This is a genomic window from Tardiphaga sp. OK246 (assembly GCF_900188215.1).
Lineage (GTDB): Bacteria > Pseudomonadota > Alphaproteobacteria > Rhizobiales > Xanthobacteraceae > Tardiphaga > Tardiphaga robiniae.
Genome location: NZ_FZOX01000002.1, coordinates 439,875 through 461,887 on the forward strand (window position 1 = coordinate 439,875; position 22,013 = coordinate 461,887).

22 protein-coding genes and 1 pseudogene are annotated in these 22,013 nt (G+C 55.4%); 13 read left to right on the forward strand and 10 right to left on the reverse strand.

Going from position 1 to position 22,013, the window contains the following annotated elements; all coding sequences use genetic code 11:
• The first annotated feature begins 1 nt into the window (after window position 1).
• From CHC01_RS09405 to CHC01_RS33460, 3 genes are all read left to right on the forward strand, one after another.
• Window positions 2–1,762 (forward strand): type I secretion system permease/ATPase, encoded by a 1,761-nt coding sequence (locus CHC01_RS09405; protein ID WP_502688607.1) that lies wholly within the window; start codon window positions 2–4, stop codon window positions 1,760–1,762.
• On the forward strand, window positions 1,759–3,084 hold the full coding sequence (locus CHC01_RS09410) for an HlyD family type I secretion periplasmic adaptor subunit (RefSeq protein ID WP_089264047.1): 1,326 nt from the start codon (window positions 1,759–1,761) through the stop codon (window positions 3,082–3,084). Before CHC01_RS09405 ends, CHC01_RS09410 begins: the two co-directional genes overlap by 4 nt.
• Window positions 3,085–3,164: 80 nt before the next feature.
• Window positions 3,165–3,431, forward strand: coding sequence for a helix-turn-helix domain-containing protein (locus CHC01_RS33460; protein WP_176454543.1), 267 nt, complete (start codon window positions 3,165–3,167; stop codon window positions 3,429–3,431).
• Here CHC01_RS33460 and CHC01_RS09420 read toward each other — a convergent pair.
• The 3 genes from CHC01_RS09420 to CHC01_RS09430 all read right to left on the reverse strand — a co-directional run bounded on the left by CHC01_RS09420 (window position 3,390) and on the right by CHC01_RS09430 (window position 6,061).
• A complete protein-coding gene (locus CHC01_RS09420; RefSeq protein WP_089264049.1) occupies window positions 3,390–4,229 on the reverse strand; it encodes a metallophosphoesterase family protein in 840 nt (279 codons plus the stop codon). The two genes, CHC01_RS33460 and CHC01_RS09420, sit on opposite strands and share 42 nt — an antisense overlap.
• Before the next feature lie 491 nt (window positions 4,230–4,720).
• A complete protein-coding gene (locus CHC01_RS09425) occupies window positions 4,721–5,593 on the reverse strand; it encodes an NmrA family NAD(P)-binding protein (protein WP_089264050.1) in 873 nt (290 codons plus the stop codon).
• Window positions 5,594–5,638: 45 nt separating this feature from the next.
• Window positions 5,639–6,061: a DoxX family protein gene (locus tag CHC01_RS09430; protein ID WP_089264051.1), complete on the reverse strand. Its 423-nt coding sequence runs from the start codon at window positions 6,059–6,061 to the stop codon at window positions 5,639–5,641.
• A gap of 125 nt (window positions 6,062–6,186) precedes the next feature.
• On the opposite strand from CHC01_RS09430, the gene CHC01_RS09435 reads away from it, so the two are divergent.
• Both CHC01_RS09435 and CHC01_RS09440 read left to right on the forward strand, forming a co-directional pair.
• Window positions 6,187–7,131: a LysR family transcriptional regulator gene (locus CHC01_RS09435; protein ID WP_089264052.1), complete on the forward strand. Its 945-nt coding sequence runs from the start codon at window positions 6,187–6,189 to the stop codon at window positions 7,129–7,131.
• Window positions 7,132–7,139: 8 nt separating this feature from the next.
• Window positions 7,140–7,544 (forward strand): annotated as a pseudogene (locus CHC01_RS09440) (SRPBCC family protein); the annotation flags it as partial.
• A gap of 318 nt (window positions 7,545–7,862) precedes the next feature.
• On the opposite strand, the gene CHC01_RS09445 reads toward CHC01_RS09440, so the two are convergent.
• A complete protein-coding gene (locus CHC01_RS09445) occupies window positions 7,863–8,756 on the reverse strand; it encodes a hypothetical protein (RefSeq protein ID WP_089264053.1) in 894 nt (297 codons plus the stop codon).
• Between the two features lie 139 nt (window positions 8,757–8,895).
• Here CHC01_RS09445 and CHC01_RS33290 point away from each other — a divergent pair, with 139 nt between their 5' ends.
• A complete protein-coding gene (locus tag CHC01_RS33290; protein ID WP_283805444.1) occupies window positions 8,896–9,018 on the forward strand; it encodes a hypothetical protein in 123 nt (40 codons plus the stop codon).
• A 320-nt stretch (window positions 9,019–9,338) separates the two neighbouring features.
• Window positions 9,339–9,560 (forward strand): hypothetical protein, encoded by a 222-nt coding sequence (locus CHC01_RS09455; protein ID WP_089264055.1) that lies wholly within the window; start codon window positions 9,339–9,341, stop codon window positions 9,558–9,560.
• 819 nt (window positions 9,561–10,379) lie between these two features.
• Here CHC01_RS09455 and CHC01_RS09465 read toward each other — a convergent pair.
• Complete coding sequence (locus tag CHC01_RS09465; RefSeq protein WP_089264057.1) at window positions 10,380–11,024, reverse strand: hypothetical protein; 645 nt, start codon at window positions 11,022–11,024, stop codon at window positions 10,380–10,382.
• A gap of 480 nt (window positions 11,025–11,504) precedes the next feature.
• Between CHC01_RS09465 and CHC01_RS09470 the strand changes: the two genes are divergently transcribed.
• Complete coding sequence (locus CHC01_RS09470; RefSeq protein WP_089264058.1) at window positions 11,505–12,026, forward strand: MltR family transcriptional regulator; 522 nt, start codon at window positions 11,505–11,507, stop codon at window positions 12,024–12,026.
• Between the two features lie 74 nt (window positions 12,027–12,100).
• Here CHC01_RS09470 and CHC01_RS09475 read toward each other — a convergent pair whose 3' ends face one another.
• Window positions 12,101–12,337, reverse strand: a complete 237-nt coding sequence (locus tag CHC01_RS09475; RefSeq protein WP_089264059.1) for a hypothetical protein — start codon at window positions 12,335–12,337, stop codon at window positions 12,101–12,103.
• Window positions 12,338–12,385: 48 nt separating this feature from the next.
• Here CHC01_RS09475 and CHC01_RS09480 point away from each other — a divergent pair, with 48 nt between their 5' ends.
• Window positions 12,386–12,877 (forward strand): hypothetical protein, encoded by a 492-nt coding sequence (locus CHC01_RS09480; protein ID WP_089264060.1) that lies wholly within the window; start codon window positions 12,386–12,388, stop codon window positions 12,875–12,877.
• Between the two features lie 434 nt (window positions 12,878–13,311).
• Here the strand turns inward: CHC01_RS09480 and CHC01_RS33465 are convergent, their stop codons facing one another.
• Entirely contained in the window at window positions 13,312–13,407 is a 96-nt protein-coding gene (locus tag CHC01_RS33465) for a hypothetical protein (RefSeq protein ID WP_502695639.1), read from the reverse strand.
• 183 nt (window positions 13,408–13,590) lie between these two features.
• On the opposite strand from CHC01_RS33465, the gene CHC01_RS32995 reads away from it, so the two are divergent.
• Entirely contained in the window at window positions 13,591–13,731 is a 141-nt protein-coding gene (locus tag CHC01_RS32995) for a hypothetical protein (protein ID WP_176454544.1), read from the forward strand.
• A 51-nt stretch (window positions 13,732–13,782) separates the two neighbouring features.
• Here CHC01_RS32995 and CHC01_RS33295 read toward each other — a convergent pair whose 3' ends face one another.
• The gene (locus tag CHC01_RS33295) at window positions 13,783–13,908 is read right to left on the reverse strand and encodes a hypothetical protein (protein ID WP_283805445.1); all 126 of its coding nucleotides are present in this window, start codon (window positions 13,906–13,908) and stop codon (window positions 13,783–13,785) included.
• An 832-nt stretch (window positions 13,909–14,740) separates the two neighbouring features.
• Here CHC01_RS33295 and CHC01_RS31865 point away from each other — a divergent pair.
• The gene (locus CHC01_RS31865) at window positions 14,741–15,280 is read left to right on the forward strand and encodes a hypothetical protein (protein WP_141137067.1); all 540 of its coding nucleotides are present in this window, start codon (window positions 14,741–14,743) and stop codon (window positions 15,278–15,280) included.
• Here the strand turns inward: CHC01_RS31865 and CHC01_RS09500 are convergent.
• The gene (locus CHC01_RS09500; RefSeq protein WP_089264063.1) at window positions 15,277–15,480 is read right to left on the reverse strand and encodes a hypothetical protein; all 204 of its coding nucleotides are present in this window, start codon (window positions 15,478–15,480) and stop codon (window positions 15,277–15,279) included. The genes CHC01_RS31865 and CHC01_RS09500 overlap by 4 nt on opposite strands.
• Before the next feature lie 244 nt (window positions 15,481–15,724).
• Between CHC01_RS09500 and CHC01_RS32425 the strand changes: the two genes are divergently transcribed.
• A complete protein-coding gene (locus CHC01_RS32425; protein WP_176454545.1) occupies window positions 15,725–15,892 on the forward strand; it encodes a hypothetical protein in 168 nt (55 codons plus the stop codon).
• 18 nt (window positions 15,893–15,910) lie between these two features.
• Here CHC01_RS32425 and CHC01_RS33470 read toward each other — a convergent pair whose 3' ends face one another.
• Window positions 15,911–16,456, reverse strand: coding sequence for an OmpA family protein (locus CHC01_RS33470; protein WP_089264065.1), 546 nt, complete (start codon window positions 16,454–16,456; stop codon window positions 15,911–15,913).
• Between the two features lie 221 nt (window positions 16,457–16,677).
• On the opposite strand from CHC01_RS33470, the gene CHC01_RS09515 reads away from it, so the two are divergent.
• Window positions 16,678–21,858 (forward strand): tetratricopeptide repeat protein, encoded by a 5,181-nt coding sequence (locus tag CHC01_RS09515; protein ID WP_089264066.1) that lies wholly within the window; start codon window positions 16,678–16,680, stop codon window positions 21,856–21,858.
• The last annotated feature ends 155 nt before the right edge of the window (window positions 21,859–22,013 follow it).

Genomic DNA, 22,013 nt, shown 5'->3' on the forward strand with positions numbered 1-22,013 from the left:
AGTGAGTAAAGCAGAAGCGGGTAATCCGCCGACTCGCATCAGCGACGCAGTGAAGGGAGCGACGGCGGCTTGCCGCCGGGCCTTTCTCGCCATCGGGGTCTTCACGGCCGCGATAAACCTTCTGATGTTGACCGGCTCATTCTTCATGTTGCAGGTCTATGATCGGGTGATACCGAGCCGAAGCGTTCCGACATTGATCGGACTGATCGTGCTCGTGACAATGCTTTACGGCTTCCAAGGTATTCTTGACTTCATCCGTCAGAGGTTGCTGGTCCGGACGGCCCGTGGAATTGACGAACGGCTGGGTTCATACGCCTACCAAGCGATCGTTGAGCTTCCCTTGGGACCGAACGGCGGCAAGGACGGCCTTCAGCCCGTCCGCGACCTGGATCAGGTTAGGAGCTTTCTGTCGAGTTTGGGACCGACGGCTCTTTTCGATCTGCCGTGGATGCCCCTCTATCTGGGCCTCTGCTTTGTCTTCCATTTCTGGATCGGCATAACGGCTCTCGTCGGGGCGATCCTTCTGGTCGTGCTCACCATCTGCACGGAGGTCCTCACGCGGGATCCCGTCAAATCATCGTCCGGATTCGGCTCCATCCGGATGGCAATGGCGGAGGGAAGTCGGCGCAATGCGGAGGTCCTTCGCTCCATGGGCATGACGAAGAGGATGTCTGCCCGTTGGTCCATCTCCAACGACCGTTATCTGGATGCCCAGCAAAAGGCCTCCGATGTCGGTGGCGGTCTGGGTGCGACTTCGCGAGTGCTGCGAATGCTGCTCCAGTCGATGGTGCTGGCCGTGGGTGCCTATCTCGTCATCAATCAGCAGGCGTCAGGTGGGGTCATCATCGCCAGTTCGATCCTGACGTCGAGGGCCTTGGCGCCGGTCGAGCTTGCCATTGCGCACTGGAAGAATTTTGCGGCCGCGAGGCAGAGCTGGCGCCGCCTGACGGGAGTGATCGACAAGCTTGGAGCGATAGGAGCGCCGATGGCGCTGCCTGCACCGCATACGTCCCTGTCTGTCGAGGGAATTAGCGTGGCGCCACCGGGCGTCCAGCGGCTGGTGGTGCAGAACGCGACCTTTAAGCTAGAGGCAGGTCAGGGGCTTGGCATTATCGGGCCGAGTGCGTCTGGTAAGTCTACTCTTGCCCGCTCGATCGTCGGCGTCTGGCAGGCCGCGCGCGGCAAGATCAGAATCGACGGTGCGGCCTTAGAGCAATGGGAGCTTGAGGCTTTAGGGGCCCATATCGGCTACGTGCCTCAGGACGTCGAGCTGTTCGACGGCACGATCGCAGAGAACATTGCAAGGTTTGCGGCTGAGGCAGATCCAGCCGCCGTTATCGATGCCGCAAATCAAGCGGCGATACACGACATGATCCTGCGCCTTCCGGAAGGCTACGACACGAAGATCGGGGAAGGCGGGTCCGCTCTCTCTGCGGGCCAGCGGCAGCGCGTGGCTTTGGCCCGGGCGCTCTACGGTTCGCCGTTCCTGGTTGTGTTAGACGAACCCAATTCGAACCTCGATGCGGAAGGTGACCAAGCGCTTACAAAGGCAATCGCTGGGGTTCGAAAGCGGGGAGGTATCGTCATTGTTGTCGCACATCGTCCGGCTGCGCTCGCCGCAGTCGATCTCGTCCTGATGATGTCGAATGGGCAGGTGCAAAACTTCGGGCCGAAGGATGAAGTCCTGAAACAGGTCCTGGAACCCGCGCGACCGGCTCTGCGGGCTGGGCCTGCGGTTGTGGATGCAGAGCGACGCGCATGACCCAGGGGAACGTGAAGCAAAGCGATTGGACACCAGCCGATCGATCGGTCCGCACCCATGGGATTTGGGGCGGGGCGGTGCTGCTCCTGCTCGTGGTCGGTGTTGGGGGCTGGGCAGCATTCACGGAGCTTTCTGGCGCCGTGGTGACCTCAGGGGTGCTTGTCGTCGAGTCCGAGGTCAAGAAGGTCCAACATCCGACCGGCGGCGTCATCGGGGAGATCCGGGTGAAGGACGGCGACCGGGTGCGCGAGGGAGACGTTGTGATCCGGCTCGACGAGACGGTGACGCGCGCCAACCTGGCCATCGTGATCAAGAGCCTTAACGAAATGGTGGTCCGCCAGGCCAGACTGGAGGCAGAGCGCGACGGGGCAGAAAGCGTTGTCTTTCCCCCTGAGCTTGTCGCCCAGCAGGATCAGTATGAGCTCGCGGGTGTGATCGCGGGAGAGCGACGCCTGTTTGAACTGCGCAAGTCGGCGCGCGCGGGACAGACGGCTCAGTTGCGTGAGCGGATCCTACAGTTGCAGGAGGAGATCTCTGGCCTTTCCGGGCAGTCAGCTTCCAAACGTCGCGAGATCGAGTTCGTCAACCGCGAGCTCGTCGGTCTCCGGGATCTCTGGGACAAGAAACTGGTGCCGATCAACCGGGTCATGATGCTCGAGCGAGAGGCCGTGCGGCTAGATGGCGACAGCAACCAGTACGTCGCAAGCGCAGCCCAGGCGAAAGGCAAGAAGGCAGAGACGGAACTACAGATCATCCAGATCGATCAAGATCTACGAAGCGAGGTCGCTAAGGAGTTACGGGAGATTCAAGGAAAGTCAGCGGAGCTCGTCGAACGAAAAGTTGCGGCGGAAGATCAATTGAAGCGGGTCGATCTCCGGTCGCCACAGAACGGTAACGTTCATCAGCTCGCAGTGCATACGGTCGGCGGCGTCATCGGGCCCAGCGAGCCGCTCATGTTGATCGTTCCCGAGAATGACGCCCTCACCGTGGAAATCCGGATCGCTCCTCAGGACATCGATCAGATCCGCCTAGGGCAGTCGGTGAACCTTAGGTTTTCAGCATTCAATCAACGGACGACGCCGGAAATCGTGGGTTCTCTCAGCCGGATTTCCGCCGATATCTCCCAGGATCAAAAAACGGGCATGAGCTATTATCTTGGCAGGGTATCCCTTTCGTCGGCTGAGCTATCGAAGCTCGCAGGCCTCAAACTGCTGCCAGGCATGCCAGTCGAGGCCTTCGTTCGTACCGAAGATCGAACAGTTCTGTCCTATCTGGTGAAGCCGTTGCACGACCAGATCGCAAAAGCGTTTCGTGAGAGATAGTGCACGCTCGCGCTGGTCGCGGATGCGCGGTCGCTAACCTATGGGTCGAATGTGACGAGCTATGCCGCCTCGGCGGAGAGGTGGAGAGCCGGAAAGGCGCGCGCAACTGGAGCCAAGATGAACTGTCTGCGAAGTCAGGCGTATCACGGCGCTCCATCGCCATGTACGAAGCAGGGCGGACGCGCCCTTACGACGACACACAGCGAAAAGCTGAGGCACACGTTCGAGGCCGCGGGAGTGCGTTTCCATTTCGTCGAAATGGTTGGCCAAGGAATCACTTTTCACTCTGGAGGCGAAAAGTCGTCTTAGGCGGCGGCGCTCGGAGATTGATATGCCGACTTTTCTGACAGTCGGCACTCTTCCCGTGGAGTGTGAACCGTCAATGCATCTCCATATCCGCGGTCCAAACGCAGCGGTTCGAGCGCTTGGACAGAACCATCGTAATTCGTCGCGTAGAATTCGACCGCGTCCGTTTCGGGATCGATGACGGCCATCGAAAGTACGCCGGAATGATAAGCGCCCGTGTCCAAGGATATACGGTTTTCGGTGACGACGGGTCGTGTTGGCTCAAGCATCGTATGGCCGTGAACGATGATGTGTGAGAGCGGCCCCACGTAATCGAGAAATTTCTCTCTGATCCACATCATATCTTTTTCGCTCTGCTCTCCGATGGCGACGTGCGGATCGATACCGGCATGTACGAACGCGTATCGTCCCACGATCTCAATCAGCGACGCTCGCCTCATCAGATTTACATGATGCGCGTGGCGAACTGCGACATCAACAATCTCTTCCGCGGTGTGGGGATCGTCGTATCCGATAAAAGAACGGAGCGTGTTATAACCTCCGTTGCATATGAATCTGTTCTTCAAATGCTCGTCGCTGGGGTTGTCGAGCACCTCGAGAAACATCTGCTCGTGATTTCCGCGAAAGAGACGGCTGCCCGGCCATCGTTGGATGCAGTCTTGAACAATGCTCATCGCTCCGAGCGGGTAATGTCCCCGATCCACAATGTCACCGAGGAAGAAGACCAGCGGAATCCGACGATTACGTTCTGCATAGTTGCCAATGAAATCGACCAAGCGAGCGAGGAGGTCGGAGCAACCATGAACGTCCCCGATCGCATAGATTGTCGAATTGTTCACAGCATTCCCTCATCGTGGCAAAAGGGAAGGCAGCACGTCGCGAGTCTTCGCATTTTGGCGATCACCAGAGACCACAATTTCCTGAAGAACGGTCCTGCAAATTCCGTGGCATTTGATCCATTGGTCGTATGCTGAGCAACGATCCCGTTGTCCACGTTCGTTGGTGTAGGGGGATTCAGACGCCCTCTTTAGGCTTCTCCCATCGCAGTGGAGGCGGAAGATTTGGCAGCAACGGTTTGCCCTACCGTTGCGACGATTTCGGATGCGATTTGCTTTGCCGCGTTCAGAAGTTCATCCACGTGGCAAGCGGCATGATAGATCATTGCTTGGCCGCCTTGCGTATTACTTCCGTCATCATTTCGGAAGATTTCCCGCGGAAGTCCTCTTGAGATCGGCGAGCGATGCGTGAGTTCGAATTCGGCCGTTGACGACGCGTCGCGTTGGGAACGCCGGGGGCGGGTCTTGATCTTCCCTGATGTGAGCATAGCGGATTACGCCGTGATGGCCTTCTGCGCCGCTGCGAAGACATCCCGTGCAGACGTCGTCCCCGCTACGTGCTCCGTACCCTCGACGCCGAGGTCCATCCATCCCGCATTCACGGCCTCGTACATTTCTTCGGCAGGTCCGCTGTGGCCCTTCGGGATGCCGAATTGCTCTAACGCTTCCGCCCATCCCGCACGCGGGATTGCAAAGGCTTTCACGTCGAGATTCAGGACTTCGCCCAATTGCTTCGCGACATCGTCCGCAGTGACCATCGAACCAATCTCGACGATGCGCTGCCCTGACCACGCTGGCCCGGTCAAAAGGCTTGCGAACTCCGCGCCGATGTCGTTCGTCGCGACCATGGTCGATTTCCGGTTTGTCGGACTGTAGAAGACCGGTAGCGTTCCACCTTGCGCGCCCTGCAAGCCGAATAGAAAGTTTTCGAAGAACCCGCCTGCGCGCACAAAAGCAACTGGCGATATCAGGTCGCGAAAACCTTGCTCCAGAAGCGACAAGGCCGTGATCACCCCGTGCCCGCTGGTTCTGTTCGCGCCCATCGACGAAAGCGCAACTACGCGCGGAGGCGCTGCCTTGCTGAGCGCCTCGACATAATTTGCAATTACGCCCTTTGCTTCTTTGTAATCGGGCGACGGCGGCCAGACCGGGGGCAACATGACAAACGCGCCTTCGATCCCTTTGAGCGCTCGCTCGATGGCTGCCGGGTCATTCCAATCTCCGTCTACCAGTTCCACGCCCTGGTTCGCCCAGTTAACCGCCTTCTCACGGTCGCGGACCAGCGCGCGCACCTTCTTGCCTTGCGCCAGCAAATGCCTTGCGGTCGCGCCGCCGACTTTTCCCGTAATTCCCATTACTAAAAACATGTGTTTTCTCCTGATCTTGAGGGACAGAACACTGCCCCCGTTGGTTCAATGGGTGAGCGGCAGAATGGCCCGGATACGGGGATCACGCAGATAGAGGCCGCCCCATGTCATCGCGCCGAGAAGCAGGGAAACGAGCTCCGGCGGTGATCCCATCTCACCGATGCGGACATGGGCGCAGATCGCTCCTCCCAAAAAACCCGTCACCAGGATCGCGCCGAGGACGGCGGTGGCCGGGATGGCGTAAAGGAGGGCGCAGGCGAGGATGACCGGACCCACGATACGGGTCAGATCCATCGCGAACCCGGTTTCTTGCAGCATGCTTGCGATCTGTGCCGGGGCAAAAAGTTGAATGGCGCCGTCTGCGACCAGAGCGACAACGACAATCGCGCTCATTATCCGGCTGGCCCACAGCGCGCGATGCAAGTTCACGGCTTCCGGCGCTTGATGAAGTTTCATTGTTTCAGACACTTGGCGTTCTCCGAGAGGGTCACCTGTCTTTCAGGCTCCCTAGTTACTGTGCCTCATGGACGTGATAAACAGTTGGAAAATGAACCCACTGTTCCTTGTAGGGTGAACAATGCGAAAGCCTGAAAATGCAGAATCTTGAGCCGATCCGCATTTTCCTGACGGTCGCGGACATGGGGAGCTTCACCCGCGCAGCCGATAGCCTGGGCATGCAGAAGGGAAGGGCCTCAACGGCGGTCCGGAAGCTGGAAGAAGATGTCGGGGTCCGGCTCCTGCACCGGACGACGCGCAACGTGCAGTTGACGGAGGACGGACGCGCATTTCATGCCCGTGCCCGTGACCTGCTGGCTGACGTCGATGACCTGAACTCGATGTTCGCAGGCGATCGCGTGGCACTTCGCGGGCGTTTGCGGGTCGATCTCCCAACCGAGGTGGCGCGCATGACAATCGTGCCGGCCTTGCCGGATTTCATGGCTGCGCACCCCGAGCTGGAATTGGAGCTGTCGAGTACGGATCGGCAAGTCGATCTGGTTCAGGAGGGGTTCGACTGTGTATTGCGGCTGGGACCCATCAGGGACGAGACTCTGATTGCCCGTCCGTTGGGCCTGTTGCGCATGGCCAATGCCGCCAGTCCCGCCTATCTGGCGCGCTTTGGCGTCCCTCTATCGCTGGAAGATCTCAAGCGTCAGGAACATCGCACAATTCATTTTTCGACAAGGCTGGGCGCAAGACCCCATGGATGGGAATACCCGGACGGCGACGGCTATGCGACCCTTCAGTTGCTAAGTGCGCTACACGTCAACAGCGCACAAACCTACGAAGCCGCCGCTCTTGCCGGTCTTGGGTTGATACAGGCGCCACTCCTGGGGATAGGCCCATATCTGGAGAGCGGAGCGTTAGTGGAGATACTGCCCGATTTTCGTCGCCGGGCGCTCCCCGTGTCCCTGGTCGTCGCACATCGGAGCAATCTGTCGCGCCGAGTCCGCGCATTCATGAAATGGATCGAAGATGTGTTGACGCCGTACTTGGAACAAGACGAACTCTTCATCAAGGCCTCGAAATCAAAACGTTGAATCACGCGCTGGAGAAGACCACGCCCAGCACGATCCGTCTGCATCGCGTCATTGCCGCCAAGCCCGAGAAGCTCTATCGCGCGTTCCTCGAACCCGACGCGGTTGCGAGCTGGCTGCCACCCTACGGGTTCACATGCACCGTCGATGAGCTGGATGCGAAGGTCGGTGGGCATCACAGGATGTCATTCTGGAACTTCACCACCGGCGGCAGTCACTCCTTCGGTGGGACCTATCTGGAACTCGTTCCCGGTGAGCGTCTCGTCTACACCGACCGCTTCGATGATCCCAACCTGCCGGGCGAGATGAAGGTCACGGTGATGTTGAAGGCCGTGTCTGTCGGCACGGAGGTGAACATCGAGCAGCAGGGCGTGCCCGACGTGATTCCGGCCGAGGCCTGGTATCTCGGCTGGCGTTGGCATTCGTCGCCTAGGGACTCGATGGCGGACGTATCAGTGTGCCTATTAATACGACGCGATCCGTTTCTGGCAGAATTTCAGGGACGTTGGATGCTGGGCTCTGATTACCCAGCGTCGCAAATTCACCCAGCCCCTCTACGTCGTGGGGAAGCCAAATGAAGCCTCCATGATTGAGCCGTAAATTTATTCTCGGCTTGGATCTGGGAACGACTCTTGGGGTTGCCAGAGTATTACGGATGGAGGTCTTGATGCCCAGACAATTAGGAAGATGAGGCGGATGCGGCCTGAGCGGGTGCGTTCGCTCTTGATGTCAGCTTATTCTGCTGAAAGTTTCTTTGATATTGTCGTTTGGTCAGCCACGTCCGCCAACGGGTAATAGAAAAACCGGTCCTCAGGATCGTAAATGGGAGTGAATGTTTTCTCCCAATCAAAAAGCGGTCGCCCGAACAAAGTCGTTGCCATTGCACCATCTCCGCGCGGCCACCGCACAGCGATTGGCAAAGTATTAGCGTGCTCATACACTTTGATGACTTGCGGAGCGCCGCCGATCGCTCCACGGCCGTCACGTATATCCCAAAAGTCGGGTTCGCGCTTCCTATCGGTGAATCTGGAGTCACTCAACATGTTGCATAGAACCTCAAGAGGCTTGTAGTCGAGGTGCTTCCTATCTTTCATTATTACGCCGAGGTTCTCGATAAACTCGTGCGTATAATTACCTATGCAAACACACAGCTCGCCGTTGGGCAAACCAAAGCGTTTTTTTCTTTTTGAGCTTCTGAGAATATTGAACTGCTTGAGTTGTTTGCTGTAGTGGATCGGGTAAATGAAAAACTGCTTGTAACGCCATGACCATCCCCCAAAAAGGAATCGAGTAGTTCTCATTGCTGGTTCAAATTCCAACGGGTCAGTATTTAGCCAGGAATCGCGATACAAGTTCAGTAACGCAATAACGCGACCCAGCATCTGTGTGACGTCTTGGCTGCGATCAGTCGATTGGTGAAAGTCCTCAACAGCTGCTTGAAGCTGAAACAAGAATGGAAAGGCGATTATCGTCTCGCCGCTAAAAGCTAGAAACGCGTCACCTCTCGGAAGGGGAAATACTTTCTGGCAAATATCAACATGACCAGCGCTACTGAGACGACTGTCGCTTGCAACGACAAGTTCGTTGTATTTACCGGCCTTGCGAATCCAAGCAATAGATATGGTCATTTCGTATCCCCAGACGACTCAATCCAATCATGCAACGGGCTTAAACGCTATCACAACATGCCGGGGCTAAAGTCTTCAGCATCTCTATCGCATCTTCCGGCACCGCATCGGCAAGGTGCTCAAGAGCGTCATTGACGAGATGTGGACACGTGACGGCTGGAAGCGGATGAAGAAGGGATACGCCAAGGTCGGCATCCTTCTGACCAATCAATCCGCAGTCCGGGCTGAGGAGCTATGGTGGGAGCGCAAGGACGCCCGGTAATGTTTGCGTTCTCGAATGACCCGTTCGAACCTCTAACCGAGGTTGAACGGGCTTTTGCGAGGGCGAAGCTCGAAGAGTTGGAGGCCGTAAAGCCGTTCGTGATGCCGGAATGCGCAAAAGAGCAACTTTCGTCAGCGCCGGTACACTGTAGTCCGCGGTACACCCACAAGGCGCCGGTCCGGGATGGTGCGGTTTACAGCGAGGAGTTCATGCGTCGGCTCTTCCGGAATGTCCTGCTCGCCAACCGATAGGATTGCTTCAGGAGCAACTAAATCTCAAGATCCGCATTGTATGCGGTTGTTGGGTGGTGGGGTTGCGTTATGCGTACGGTTATTTTCGGTATCGCATTGCTGTGGGCCGGGCAGGCGTCCGCCCAACCCATCCTCGCCCGCGAGCCGCTCACCCTAACCCCCTTCGCCGTGGTCTATGTTCAGAGCAGCACCTGCGGTTACGGCAAGGTGCTTAAGGTCGTCGGCTCGTTGAGGGGTGTGCAGCGCAAACGAACCTGCGTGTCCGTGATTTCGGCCCATGCAGAATTCTAATCCGCCCCGCCGAAGGATCGCCCCGATAGCTGTTCTGGCTGCCTGGCTTGTCGCCGTAGCCGCTGTGGGTATTTTCCTGACAAGACTATAAACCTCATACTTCCGCTGCAATCCGTTCAGATTATGTTCCTAGCGAACATGGGTGGCCCGGAGGAGTGCTCTTATGATCGGGCGCGTTTTAATACCTAGCTCGTGAGCTGCGAGATGCTTCGGATATGAGTAGGTGAATGGTACACTGGCAATCGAAATGTTTTGGTCGAAATCCAGCAAACTGGACGTAAAACGGAGTATTTGGACGATTTCTGCACGCTCTTTTGGCGGACAGATTGCATATCGATGCGCTACAAAGATATCTGAATAGCTCTGAGTAGCAGTTCCATGGAACGAGCCAAGGATCTGCACTGTTAGTCATTCGATAGCCTCAAAGTTGGAGGCTCGGGGACAACTTTCGTCGAGGAATCACTATGAGAAAAGTGACACCTAAAATGGTGCCGGGAGACGTGCGCCCAAAATCCGACGGGGCAGCGTTGGTGCTGTCCGAGTCGAAAGGGGTCGTGGAATCGTTCGGGCGCCCTCTGGGATTCGCCCTCATTATAATCGCGCTGCTCAGTAGGGTTGCCATCCCCCTGGGTTTGGCTGCCGTGGCAGCATTTAAGATGGCGGCTCATATTCCATACTTTAAAGGGTAATGCGATTAGGTCAGCAGACGGGCTGGGACCGGCAGTATGGTCTTGCCATTCTGCCGACCGAGAACCGGAAGTCTGGGATGCCGCAGGAGCGCCACTTGGCGCGGGACCGACAGCCCCCGGGCGAGGGAATTCAAGCTGCTCCTATCAGTGTCGTTGCGACTCCGATGAAAAAGCCTAGTAGTGTTTTTACCGTGTCGAAAGCGAACTTGAGCACTTCTGCATTCGACGTGAAAAAGATGGATACAATTGAGACTAAAAACGTCAGCGCAAGAACGCCAAGAACCAACCCAAGCACCCACCTTCTGGCCTCATTAGGCAGTCCTCGACCATCCACTGTTTCAGCGTGTGCCCGGCCGATAAGCCATTCTTGGGGTGAGAGGGAGGACCGCCTCTCACGTACATCAGGTCGCCCGAGATAATCTATCGCACCTGATAGTTGAAACAGATTCTCACTAGCAAGGCCGATTTCTGCGAGGGCATCTTCCCTGTTAATGGGTGTCGTCTTCAGGATCTGTCTTGCTTGGTCCAGATGATCTTGAGCGCGTTTCAGCGCATCATTAGTCTTGAATAAAACGGTCTGCCTTCGCTCTTCAGCCATCTGGCTCCGCTCGATAGCTTTGTTCGCCTCAATCGCCTGATTGAAGTACGCAACAATTGACACCGTTACTGAAAACAAAGCGACTATCAGATAAAATAAATACCCCGCACGAGCTAACTTAGAAATGCGTTGTAGCGGGGTAAGCGAGGCCAGAGTGTCATACTTTGGATCAGTCATCAGCGCATCTCCCAAGACATCGGTGGAAATTAGCAGTCCCCGCGTAGGTAGCAATATATTTGCTCTGCATCAGCTCGATGTGAGGCGTCCAAAGCCCGTTTCATGCAGACCCTGCAAGGGGAGGTCCCAAGTCGGGAAACGGACCAGGCCACCGTGTCCAGCAACGGGGCCAAGTAAAGGGCGCCAGGAGCAGCTTTGGCCGTTTGTCCTTGCCGCCGTCCTCAACAAAAAGGCCCCTCAGCGGGGCCTTCGCTCATTCGACACTTAGTTCTTCTCTTGTATAGAGGTGAAGATGTTCTTGGTCTCCGGGCTGCGTTGGCCTGCCTCGAAGCTAATGGCGCCAACGCCAAATACGGCGGCGACTACGATTAAGAAGATGAGCATTGTAGGGTCTTCTCATTGATTTCTATCCGTCCTGGGGGCGTGTAGGAATCATGACGCAGATTTTTGGAGCTGTCATCAGGGTAACGGAGAACTGGCGTGGGCGAGTCACTGAAGAAATATCTCAAAAGTCGCCCGTCAGACCAGGAGATAGGAGCAATCTTTTTCGAAATGGGCGACGATGGCGCCAGAGGATGCGCTCTCGCTGGCGCGGCTGTGCTCGAAGATGTCCTGCGAGGAGCCATTGAGCACCGCTTCAGCCATATGAGCGAAAAAGAGCTTGCCGAGTTGTTTGACGGGACAGCTCCTCTTTCAACTTTCTCGGCGAAAATAAAAATAGCTTATGCGATGGGCATCATCGGCAAGTTGACCCGCCACGACTTGGAAAAACTCAGGGAAATTCGAAACGCCTTCGCGCATAGCATCAGGCATCTATCCTTCGACCTCCCGGAGATTGCAAATATCGTGGAGAGCTTCAACGCGCTGAAGGACAGTCCAGAGGCCGAAAAATTCTCTGTGCAGCATAAATTCGTAACCGCAGCGACTTCGCTAATGATGGTCCTTGTCGGAAAGATTCATACCCCGCCGTACAAGGTGGCAGGCAAGGACCATCTCGACTAGTTGACAGAGCCTTGCCAACATCTGCGGAGCTGTGTGCACGATCGAGCATGACGGCCCAAGCATGTGACCGGCCGTTATTTCACCCGGTAGCAGCTCTCTGTATTAAGATTGCCGACTTTGGGTTTGTCCAGGAGGCATATCATCGCCCACTTATCGCCCTGAAGCGCGATATGAAAGCGTCCGTCTGGAGCCGGGGTTACGGCCACGATCTTCGCTCCGAGTGCAATTGCGTCGCCAGCGTCCCCGGCGAATGCTGCGTCTGCGCTTCCGAGCGCGGCGAGTAGCAACGCGGCAATACCAAACTTCGTCATGACGCTCTCCCATTGTCTGCAATCTGAGGATGTGAGCATAATTCAAGAGTGAATGCCAAGCCTGCCCGTAAGCCCGGATGTCCGTCCGATTATCTCCCTGAGTATGCTGACCAGGCCGCGAAGCTCTGCCGCCTCGGTGCCACTGATAACGAGATTGCCGACTTCTTCGACAAGGACGAGCGGACCATCAACCGCTGGAAGATTGACCATCCCGAGTTTTGTCAGGCCCTAAAAGACGGCAAGCTCGTCAGCGACATGGATGTGGCCGACCGGCTGCACCAGCGCGCTCTCGGCTTCGAGTTCGAGGAAGTCCAGGCTCACAAACCGAAGACCGTCGAATATAAGGACGGCAAACGGCTGAAAGAAACCGAGCGTCTTGAAATTATAATGGTCAAGCGGGTCGTCCCGCCCGACACCACGGCCTGTATCTTCTGGCTCAAGAACCGCCGCGAGGTCGGATGGCGTGAACGCCAGGAAGCTCCGCAAAAGGGAGAGGATGACGCCAACGAAGTCATCACCCTGGAGATAAGCGACAAGTAACCGGGTGGCAAAGGTCTATCGCCGCCCGAAGCTCTATCCCAAGCAGACGGCTGCTTTCTTAGAGCCGCTCGATGCACAGGGCAACCCAGCCCGCTATTCATGGATTGAGGGAAGCACTAAGAGCGGCAAGACCGTCTCGTGCGTGGCGTAGCTGGTCGAACAGGCCATGCTCAAGGGTAAGGCGGCAGGGAGTTTTGGTGGGGCGCGCCTGTCTCCGGCACTGCCAAGATTGCCTTTGGCCGTATCAAGCGCGGTCTCAAGGGCAAGAAGATCGTCAACCACACCGATATGACCATCACCATCGGCAATGGTGCGGTGCTGCGCTTTAAATCTGCCGAGAAGCCGGACAATGACGCCGCTCAGTACGTCGGTTTCCGATGCGTCCGGCAGTCATACGGCCCATCGCTACCCGAACCTTTGATGTTGGCGTTGTATTACTTACCCATGGACGGAGCTGCCAGAAACGCATCGTAGGTGGCCGCAGGCATTTCGCAGTAGGGGTAGTAGGTAGCGTTGAGTTGCACGACCATGAACTGCTGGGCCTTGTCATAACAGGCACGATTGACGAAGCTGCTGCGCGTGATCTCGGTGCACGCAAAAGTCTTCAGGCCAGCTGGCCGTAATACTTTACATCCACGGTCTCGCAGTGGCCCAGGAGGCACCCGCAACCGAAGAGCTGAGTAGCAGAACAAATCGAAGCATGGGGAATTCCGATGTTCGAGAAGGTCGTGACCTGGCTGAAAGTAGGTAGGCCTAAGCCTCAGGATGAATCGGCCGACGCGGAAATGAAAGAGCTTGCCGAGCTTATCGAGCACGGAAAGCCGGACGGCGAAAACGTTGAAGCGTGTGGCTAAGCTGCTGGGGCAGACGGATTAGTTGACGTCGGTTTCAGACCTGCTCGCGATTCAGACATGCAAGCAGTTCAGGCCGTGAAGCGTGGCGGTCGGCGCGATGGCGTCGGTCGGCGAGCCCATATTCAACGGCGCGCGCACTGTCAGCCCGCATACATAGTCGGAGAACAGAAAGGCCATGTTTCCAACCAAGTGTCGGCTGCTTCGAATTTATCACGTTAGAACGCAGGTCTCTACGTGTGTGATACCAGGATCAACTGAGGTCGTTGTATAATACTGAAACGGGTACGGCGTATCTCCAATCAAAAGATGCCCCTTTACCTCGACACTCTGATTTAAGCCTCGATATGTAACGAAAAGAACCGTCACGATTATTGGGAAGGTGGGGCTGCTCAGAGAACCCAAGATGACGTCGGCATTATCGACGACGGGGTTGATGTTCCCATCGATGGGATGTCGCGCATTGCAGACTGGCCTGCCATTGACCAGAATCATACCTTGGCAAGAGACCAGCGCCTCGACGTGGAAGCCTATTTTCTTGAGGGTCCGCGGAATGGGAATCGTCTTGGGCAGAGAGATTAAGGTCGTCGACATAAGCCACCCCTCCAAAAGAAGCAAAAGTCATAACTACAACGTTAAGGTGTCTTTGGCGAATCTATTAGTGCAGCTTGCGTCTTTCGTAGATGCAAATCGTGGGCACCATACTTTGCTTCCCAAGTTTTTCGTCCGTGCCGGCGATATTCGTCATGATGGGTGGTGCAGAGAGGAATAGTCGGGATGATACTGCGCCGGGAAAAGAGTGGTGCATTCGTCAAACGTGACGATGACATGGGGAAGGGCAATGCCTAGAAGCCTGACAAGCAGACTGCGGCTAAAGCGCGCTGGGGCGCTGATTTAAAAGAAGACGAAGCAGATGCCGCCTGGGCGGCGGCTTATGCTTTGGATTGCAAGCTATTCAGTTGAAATCCCGCGGACTCGCCCCTAAGTTGCAGTGGCCCCGGGGGAGAGATACATGCGTCAGTTCGGACTATTGAGCGCTCTTGTCGTTTTGGTTTGCTCAAACCCATCTTCGGCAGAGAACCTCTCGGATTGGCAACGTGTGCCTTTTGACAATGATGGGGCATCTGTTTTGGTTCAGTTGTATCAAGTTTCTGGTCAACCCGTTCCGGCGTACTTTGGTTATCGTTGCTATAATGACCAAGACAAATTCGGGTTAGGAAACGCGGCTTTTTTCGTGAAGCTGGATAATGTCGAGATGGCATGCCTGAAAAATCCCGTGCAGAATGTTACGCTGCTCATTGATGGCAAGTCATACCCACAGGTCTATCAATGCGATGAAAAGAGACTTGGCGGTGCCCTTTATTTCGAATGGGGCTCGGAAAGCCGCGCCGATTTGAACAACATGTATGATCTCGACGTCGCTATCGATAAGTCGAAGTCAAAGGAAGTGCTGGTCACCATCACTGACAAGAACCATTTCATGTTTAAGGGGTCTCTGAAGAACGCGTCGATTCGGAAAAAGTTGATGAACGCGTGTGCGCCGAAGCGCTAGTCTCGGGTTTGGCGGCGCGCTGCCAGACTCCGGTCTCGTCTTAACTTGGCGGGATACATATCAATGGCACTGACGCAAACCTGAATATAGGTGATGGCGCCGGAGAGCTGCACTGCCTCCCTGAATTTCTCGGTGATGCCGGCGTAGCGGCTCACATCAATCCGCACCTCCGTCATCGTCTCGGCTGGTCGTCGCGCCATATGGCTTCCTTCGTTATGTCTTGCTGCCCCGGCTGAAGTGTTTCGTCCTGAACTGTTTCCTGAGTGCCTTGCGAACTTCAACCAATGCCACGTGCAGCGGCAGGGCAGTTTCCATGGCGTCCATGAAAGCTTCCGCGGCATCATCCACGCGGCGATAGGATGCCGCCAGAGCGGTAGCATCCTGGTCGCGGGTCGTGGTATCCCCCAATAAAAAGGAATCTCGTCATTGAACGGGGCGTCTGCCTTGGCAACTGTGCTTGCAGCGATTGGCTCGTCGGCTTTCACGTCACCCTTTACGCGGATGACCGCGCAAGGTCTCGGCACAACGGATGCGCGCAAGTTGTTCACCCGTCTCCCCAAGAAGGGCTATCTGCATCCCGCCGATGATACGCGCGGTCATGTTGTGCTATAACGCAAGCGGGCAGGGGCGCTAGCGTTCGAGTCTCTTGGCGCTAATGACGACGACTCTGTCATCGGCGGACGCATTTTTGCTATCCGGCGCCCGGATGCCATTTCCCGTGATCTTTATAAAACGACTTGCGATGTTGTGCCGAATTAGTGCTTCACGAACAGATCTGGCACGACGACGTGATAGCGCTACGTTGTAGCTGACGGAGCCGATTGCGTCGGCATATCCATCAACATTTATCAGTGAGTTCGCTGGCATCTCGTTTCGGAAGTCTACGAGGAAACGCCGGATACGTTTGCGCGCATGGCCGTCCAATCGTCCGGATCCGTTCGAGAAGCGTATCGTTGTTGCTCGACTATTGGCAGTGGTCGCATTTGCGCATCCCGATGAGGTCGGGCATCGCAGGATGCGCTTCGACTGCAAGGAGCGGATTATGTCTGCTTCTGTGCCAACTGCTTTGGCAGTTTGGTCAGCTGGCGCGCAAATACTCAGCATCAATGCCAACAGGGCGGCCCATCCGACATCTAGGCCTTTGCGGCATTTATAAACTGTGTGGGCTCGTCTCATTTTCCCCCCTGACGCAGGCGTACCGAAAAAAAGGAATAGTCGTCTTCGCCAAGCCGGCGATTTCTGATTGTATCAGCCTGCGCGCGAGAGTTAGGGTAGTGTCCTGCTCATAGCGTGGGAAGCACTCGCCCTATAATTTCAGAATCCAAAATCCAGTGATTTTATCTTTAGTGCGTATTTGTTCAATTCCTGCCTCCGTACTAACTGCTTAGGAAATTGATATGATTGCCAAACATTGGAAGACGATCGCGATCTTTTCGACATTCTGGCTGTCATCAATTGGATACCCAGCGAGCGCCGCAACTGAAGGCGCTGCTGCTGCCGCTGACTGGACCCGAACTTGCAGACGCATCGACAAACGAGATGTTTGCCTAATTAGTGCGCGTGCTGTTGAGGCAAACGGATTGGTTGCTTCCATCGCTCTTATCAAAGACAGCCCGCAAATAGGCAACCCATTCAGGGTTCTTCTTCCGCTGGGGGTGCAGATTGTCCACGGGACACGGATACTGGTGGACAGCGCGACTCCGCTAAATGGCGCGTACGATCGCTGTTCTAAGGGCGGGTGTGCCGCGAGTTACCAACTGGCACCAGATGCCATTGCGAAGATACAAAGCGGCGCGAAGCTTACGATCCAAGCCATCAATATTGATGGCAAACCGCTCAATTTCATTTTTCCCTTGGCGAATTTCGAAAAGGCAAATCAGTTTACTCCTGAGAATTGGACGTCGCTATCGGCGCTGAGGCGTGAGCACCTGCAGCTGTTCCTGTACGGCGGCGAGTACGATGCGACGGCAACGCCGAAAGGCGGGAAGGTGTCTGTTGGCTATATTCCCTGGAGTAAGTTCTGCGCCAAGGACGAGAAGACCGGCACGGCACTAGCCTGCCATACGCGCGTCATAGCTTGGAACCCAACTGGAACAGCGGCTACGTCAGTCGCCTTGGTCGAGCCTGCGGGGGGACAGAAGAAACTCCTACGAATATACGTTCCATTGATCGCAGCTGTCGGAATACCGATCCGGCTATCAGTCGATGGGGCGCCTCTCGACAGCGCCCCATTCGTCATCTGCAATGCCATGGGGTGCATGGCTGACGTGGATTTGAAGGAGACTCTGCGCGACAAGTTGATGGTTGGTAAATCGCTTTTGCTCCAGTTTACGGAGCAGAGTGGGGTGACTGTATCACTACCCATGCCGTTGGCTGGGCTTGTCGCAGCGCACGGGTCTACGCCGATCGACGCGAAAGCCGATGAACTGAAGAATATAAGAGCCCGCCAAGAAATTATCGCAAACCTTGGAAAAGGGAAATGGAAGGGAGAAAAGGGGGTCGCCGATGTCGAGCCTCCCAAGCGGCTTTCAGCCGAGCCAGCCACAACTCCAAATACCGTACAGCTTTCGTCAAAAGTTCAGCCTACTGATATTCCCGGGATTTTGAAGCGATACGAAGCAGCACTACTTCGGAGTGACAATCCGGGAGCGCTACAAGAAGCGGAGCTTTACGAAGCAGCGGTCAAGAGTAAGTTCGGTGTCGGTCACGAGCTTTACGGTCTGGCACTTAATAACTTAGGCTTCGCACAATATCGACTAGGCATAATGGATAAAGCGGAGGATTCGCTCAATCGTGCGGTGACGATCAGATTGGCCCAGGGTAATAGCACCGACCTAGCCTGGACATACTTCAATCTATCCAATGTCTATCTTGACCAGAGAAAGTACGATAAGTCCGAAGGACTTCTCCTGCGAGTAGTCGATCTGCGAGAGAAAACACTTGGCAAAGAGCATGTCGAGGTCGCGCAAGCACTTTTCAATCTCGGCCTTATCAAACAGAGAACCAAAAAGCCTCGCGAAGCAGAAGAGTTTCACAAACGGGCATTGACGATCCGCGAGAAAGCGCCAAATGCGAGCGAATTCAACGTGGCTTCCTCGTTAATGGGGCTCGGGTTTGTTTTGGAAGAGCAAAAAAAATACGATGAAGCTCTCGTGGTCTATAAAAAAGGACTCGGGTCTGCGGAGCGGGTCTTTCCGCCAATTGATCTTGCGAACTACCTTTATAATTTCGCGGTCGTGTATCGCCCGCTTGGCGAATATGGCGAGTCTGAGAGACTGATCAAGCGCGCTCTGCCGCTGTTTGAGCAGAAGCTGGGTGCCAATAGCTCAAAGGTCCAGGCCGTTCTGAGCGAATTAGCGTTTGTCGTACGATCGCAGGGCAGATTGGACGAGGCTTTAGAGCTCGTGAAGCGCAGCTTCGCGATTGAGGAGGTCAACCTCGGAGCTAACTCTCCCGCCGTTATCGAATCCAAAGCGAAACTCGGCAGACTTTACAAAATCGATCTTAGGTACGCTGAAGCCGAGCAACTCTTTCTGCGGGCCTTGACACTACAAGAACAAAAGGTGGGAACAGATCACATTTCTTTGGCGCCACGTCTAGAAGAGCTTGCCTCGAGCTACCAGGCGGAGGGGCGGAATAGCGAGGCGGAAGTGCAATACAAGCGTCTTGTCTCGATTAGGGAGAAGGCGCTGCCCGAGGTAGACGCGGCTCTTTCAAAGGCTCTTTTTGAACTAGCGAAAGTATATCGATCCCAGGAAAAGATTGAAGAAACAAAGGAGATTGAAAGTCGCCTCAATGATATCAAGCGTAAGGCACTCGACGCGCGTGCTCCCGATGCGGCCAAGACACTTGAAGGCTTGGCGAGCGAGTACAATAACCAAGCGATGTATATTGGAGCAGAGGAACTCTATCGGGCCGCTATTTCAATCAGACAAGAGAATAATGGTATCGAGGATGCACCGCTTGCCATATCTGTGAGTGGCCTGGCTTCTGCACTCAGATCGCAGACTCGATATCGAGAAGCCGAAGAACTCTATAAGCGGTCATTGCAGATCAGGGAGCGTGTATTGGGCGCGAACGATCCGTTAATCGCTGCGAGCCTTATAAATGTGGGGCTTGTGCATTCGAACCAGGGGAGACTCGCTGACGCGGAATTCTTCTATAAGCGGGCTCTTAGCATCTACGAGGGGGAATCGTACGCTAAGACCGACAGGATGGCGTTTGACTACAGGATAGTTACTCCTCTCAGCAATCTCGCTGTCGTCTATGTCCAGCAAGGTAGGTTTGGCGAGGCCGAGGGGCTTTATCAAAGATCGTTGGCTATCAGGAGGCAAATGGTTGGCGCTGGTGATCCAGGGGTGGCCCGAACATTGAATAGCATTGGCATTCTAAATAGACGGCAAGGTCATCTCGATAAAGCTGAAGAGTTTGAAAAGCAGGCGTTGGCAATCGCGGAAAAGATATCCAGCACTAGTCCGCTCGTCGTTTCGGTATTGAATAGCCTCGCTTACACGTATCAGACGCAGGGCAAATTCAGTGAAGCCCAGCAGGCATATAACAAGGCGATTCAAATTGTTCAAAAGAACTCGAGCGACGGCGGTCTGCAATTGGCCGAACTTCGGAACGATTTCGCAGTATCATATTTGCTGCAAGGCAAGTTGCCGGAGGCGAAAGCTCTACTCATAGAGGCTTTGGCTAAGCGGGAGGAGAAACTAGGCGATCATCATCCGCGTGTTGCAGAGACGTTGGACAATTTGGCCAAGGTCAGCGACGCTATGGGGAGGGCAGACGACGCATTATTCTATTCGCGAAGGGCGACGAAAGTCATTTCAAATTCTGGCGTCGGGAGTAGCGGAGGAATTGTGGGCGATGAGAGGTCAAGCGAGTTGACTACAACGCAGGCGGAGTATTTTACGCAGCATGTGCGAAGCCTAGCTGTTACAATACGGTCGGCAGGTAAGGCCGATCCAGAAATAAGTGCAGAGGCATTTGAGGTATCACAACGAGCAACACAATCGTCCGCAGCGGCTGCGCTCCAGCAGATGAACGTGCGGTTCGCTTCAAAAGATAGTGCGTTGTCGACACTCGCCCGAGAGCGGCAAGATCTGCAGGCATCATGGCGTGCTCTCGATCAAAGACTCAGCGAGGCGATGTCGAAAAGAGAGACGATTTCCGAGCGGGCTGTGGTAGCGGGATTGCGCGGTCAAATCGTTGAGCTTGAGGGCAGACGTTCAGCTGTCATTGCGCGCCTCGACCGGGAGTTTCCTGATTACACAGCGCTAGCCGCGCCTAAACCATTAAGACAGGAAGAAGCGAAGGACTTGCTTGGAGAAGACGAGGCGCTGGTCTATTTTTTGGTCGGCGACAAGCAAACTTATGTTTTTTCGCTCTCGCGGGAGGGGCTTATATGGCGAGAGATACCATCGGGCGCGGCCGCTTTGAGCGATACGGTAAGGCGTTTTCGACGCGGATTGCATGATTTTGAGGAGCAGCGCCTTGAATTTGTCAAGACCCGGAAACGACCGGAGCTGTTCGATTTATCAGTGGCACACGAGTTGTACTCGACGCTCATGGCGCCAATCGAGGAATTCATCAAAGACAAGCGGCATGTGATGATCGTGCCGTCTGGGCCGCTTACGGCGCTGCCATTCCATCTGCTGGTGACAGATAAACCTATTGTAGCAAAGCCGGAACTAAAGGATATTGCGAGCTATCGAAATGCGGCTTGGCTGATTAAGCGGCAAGCTGTGACGGTGTTGCCATCTGCGGCCAGCCTTCGCTCCATCAGAATGATTGCCAGCAAGCAGCAAGCGAGCAAAGGTCTCATTGCTTTTGGTGATCCCATTTTTGACCCTTCAGAACGTACTCGTGCTCTTGCCGAACAAAGAGCATCGACTAGAGTTGCGACGAAGGTGCGGGCTTACACGGAGTTTTGGCGTGGCGCTGGTGTAGATCGCGCAAATCTTGCTCAAAGTTTGCCGTCACTTCTAGATACTGCGACAGAGTTAAAGGCTGTGGGAAAACATCTTGGCGCTCCTTCGAGTGACATTCTGTTGGAGAAAGATGCGACTGAAACCAATGTGAAGAGTAAACCTCTCGCGAATTACCGTGTTGTATACTTTGCTACGCATGGTCTTGTTGCCGGTGACGTAAGCGGAATGGGTGAACCATCTTTAGCTCTGACCTTACCTCGCGAGCCGAGTGCTTTGGACGATGGGTTGCTTACGGCGAGCGAGGTCGCTCAGCTCTCACTAAATGCTGACTGGGTTGTACTGTCGGCCTGCAATACCATGGCAGGCGACAAACCCGGGGCCGATGCGTTGTCGGGCTTGGCGCGAGCATTCTTTTACGCCGGGGCTCGAGCGCTTCTAGTGTCGCACTGGTCAGTCGATTCAGCTGCGGCTACCCAACTGACGACCTCGACCTTTTCCAAGATCGCAAGTGACTCCAAACTAGGTCGATCGGAGGCGCTAAGGCGGGCGATGCTCGATTATATGAACGATGGTTCAAATCCTCTGAACGCCTATCCAGCGTTTTGGGCGCCGTTCTCGGTCGTCGGCGAAGGCGCGGCAAGGTAATGCATTGATTCCTCTGTTTACAGGAAACGGCAATGGAGGGAAGGCCGGGCGGTTCCGCCGATTTGGAATGGGATGGGCGCGATGCAGCAGCGCATCGTATCAACGCGCATCCATTCACGTCAGCATCAAGGGAGAGTGCTGGGAATACCTGGAAG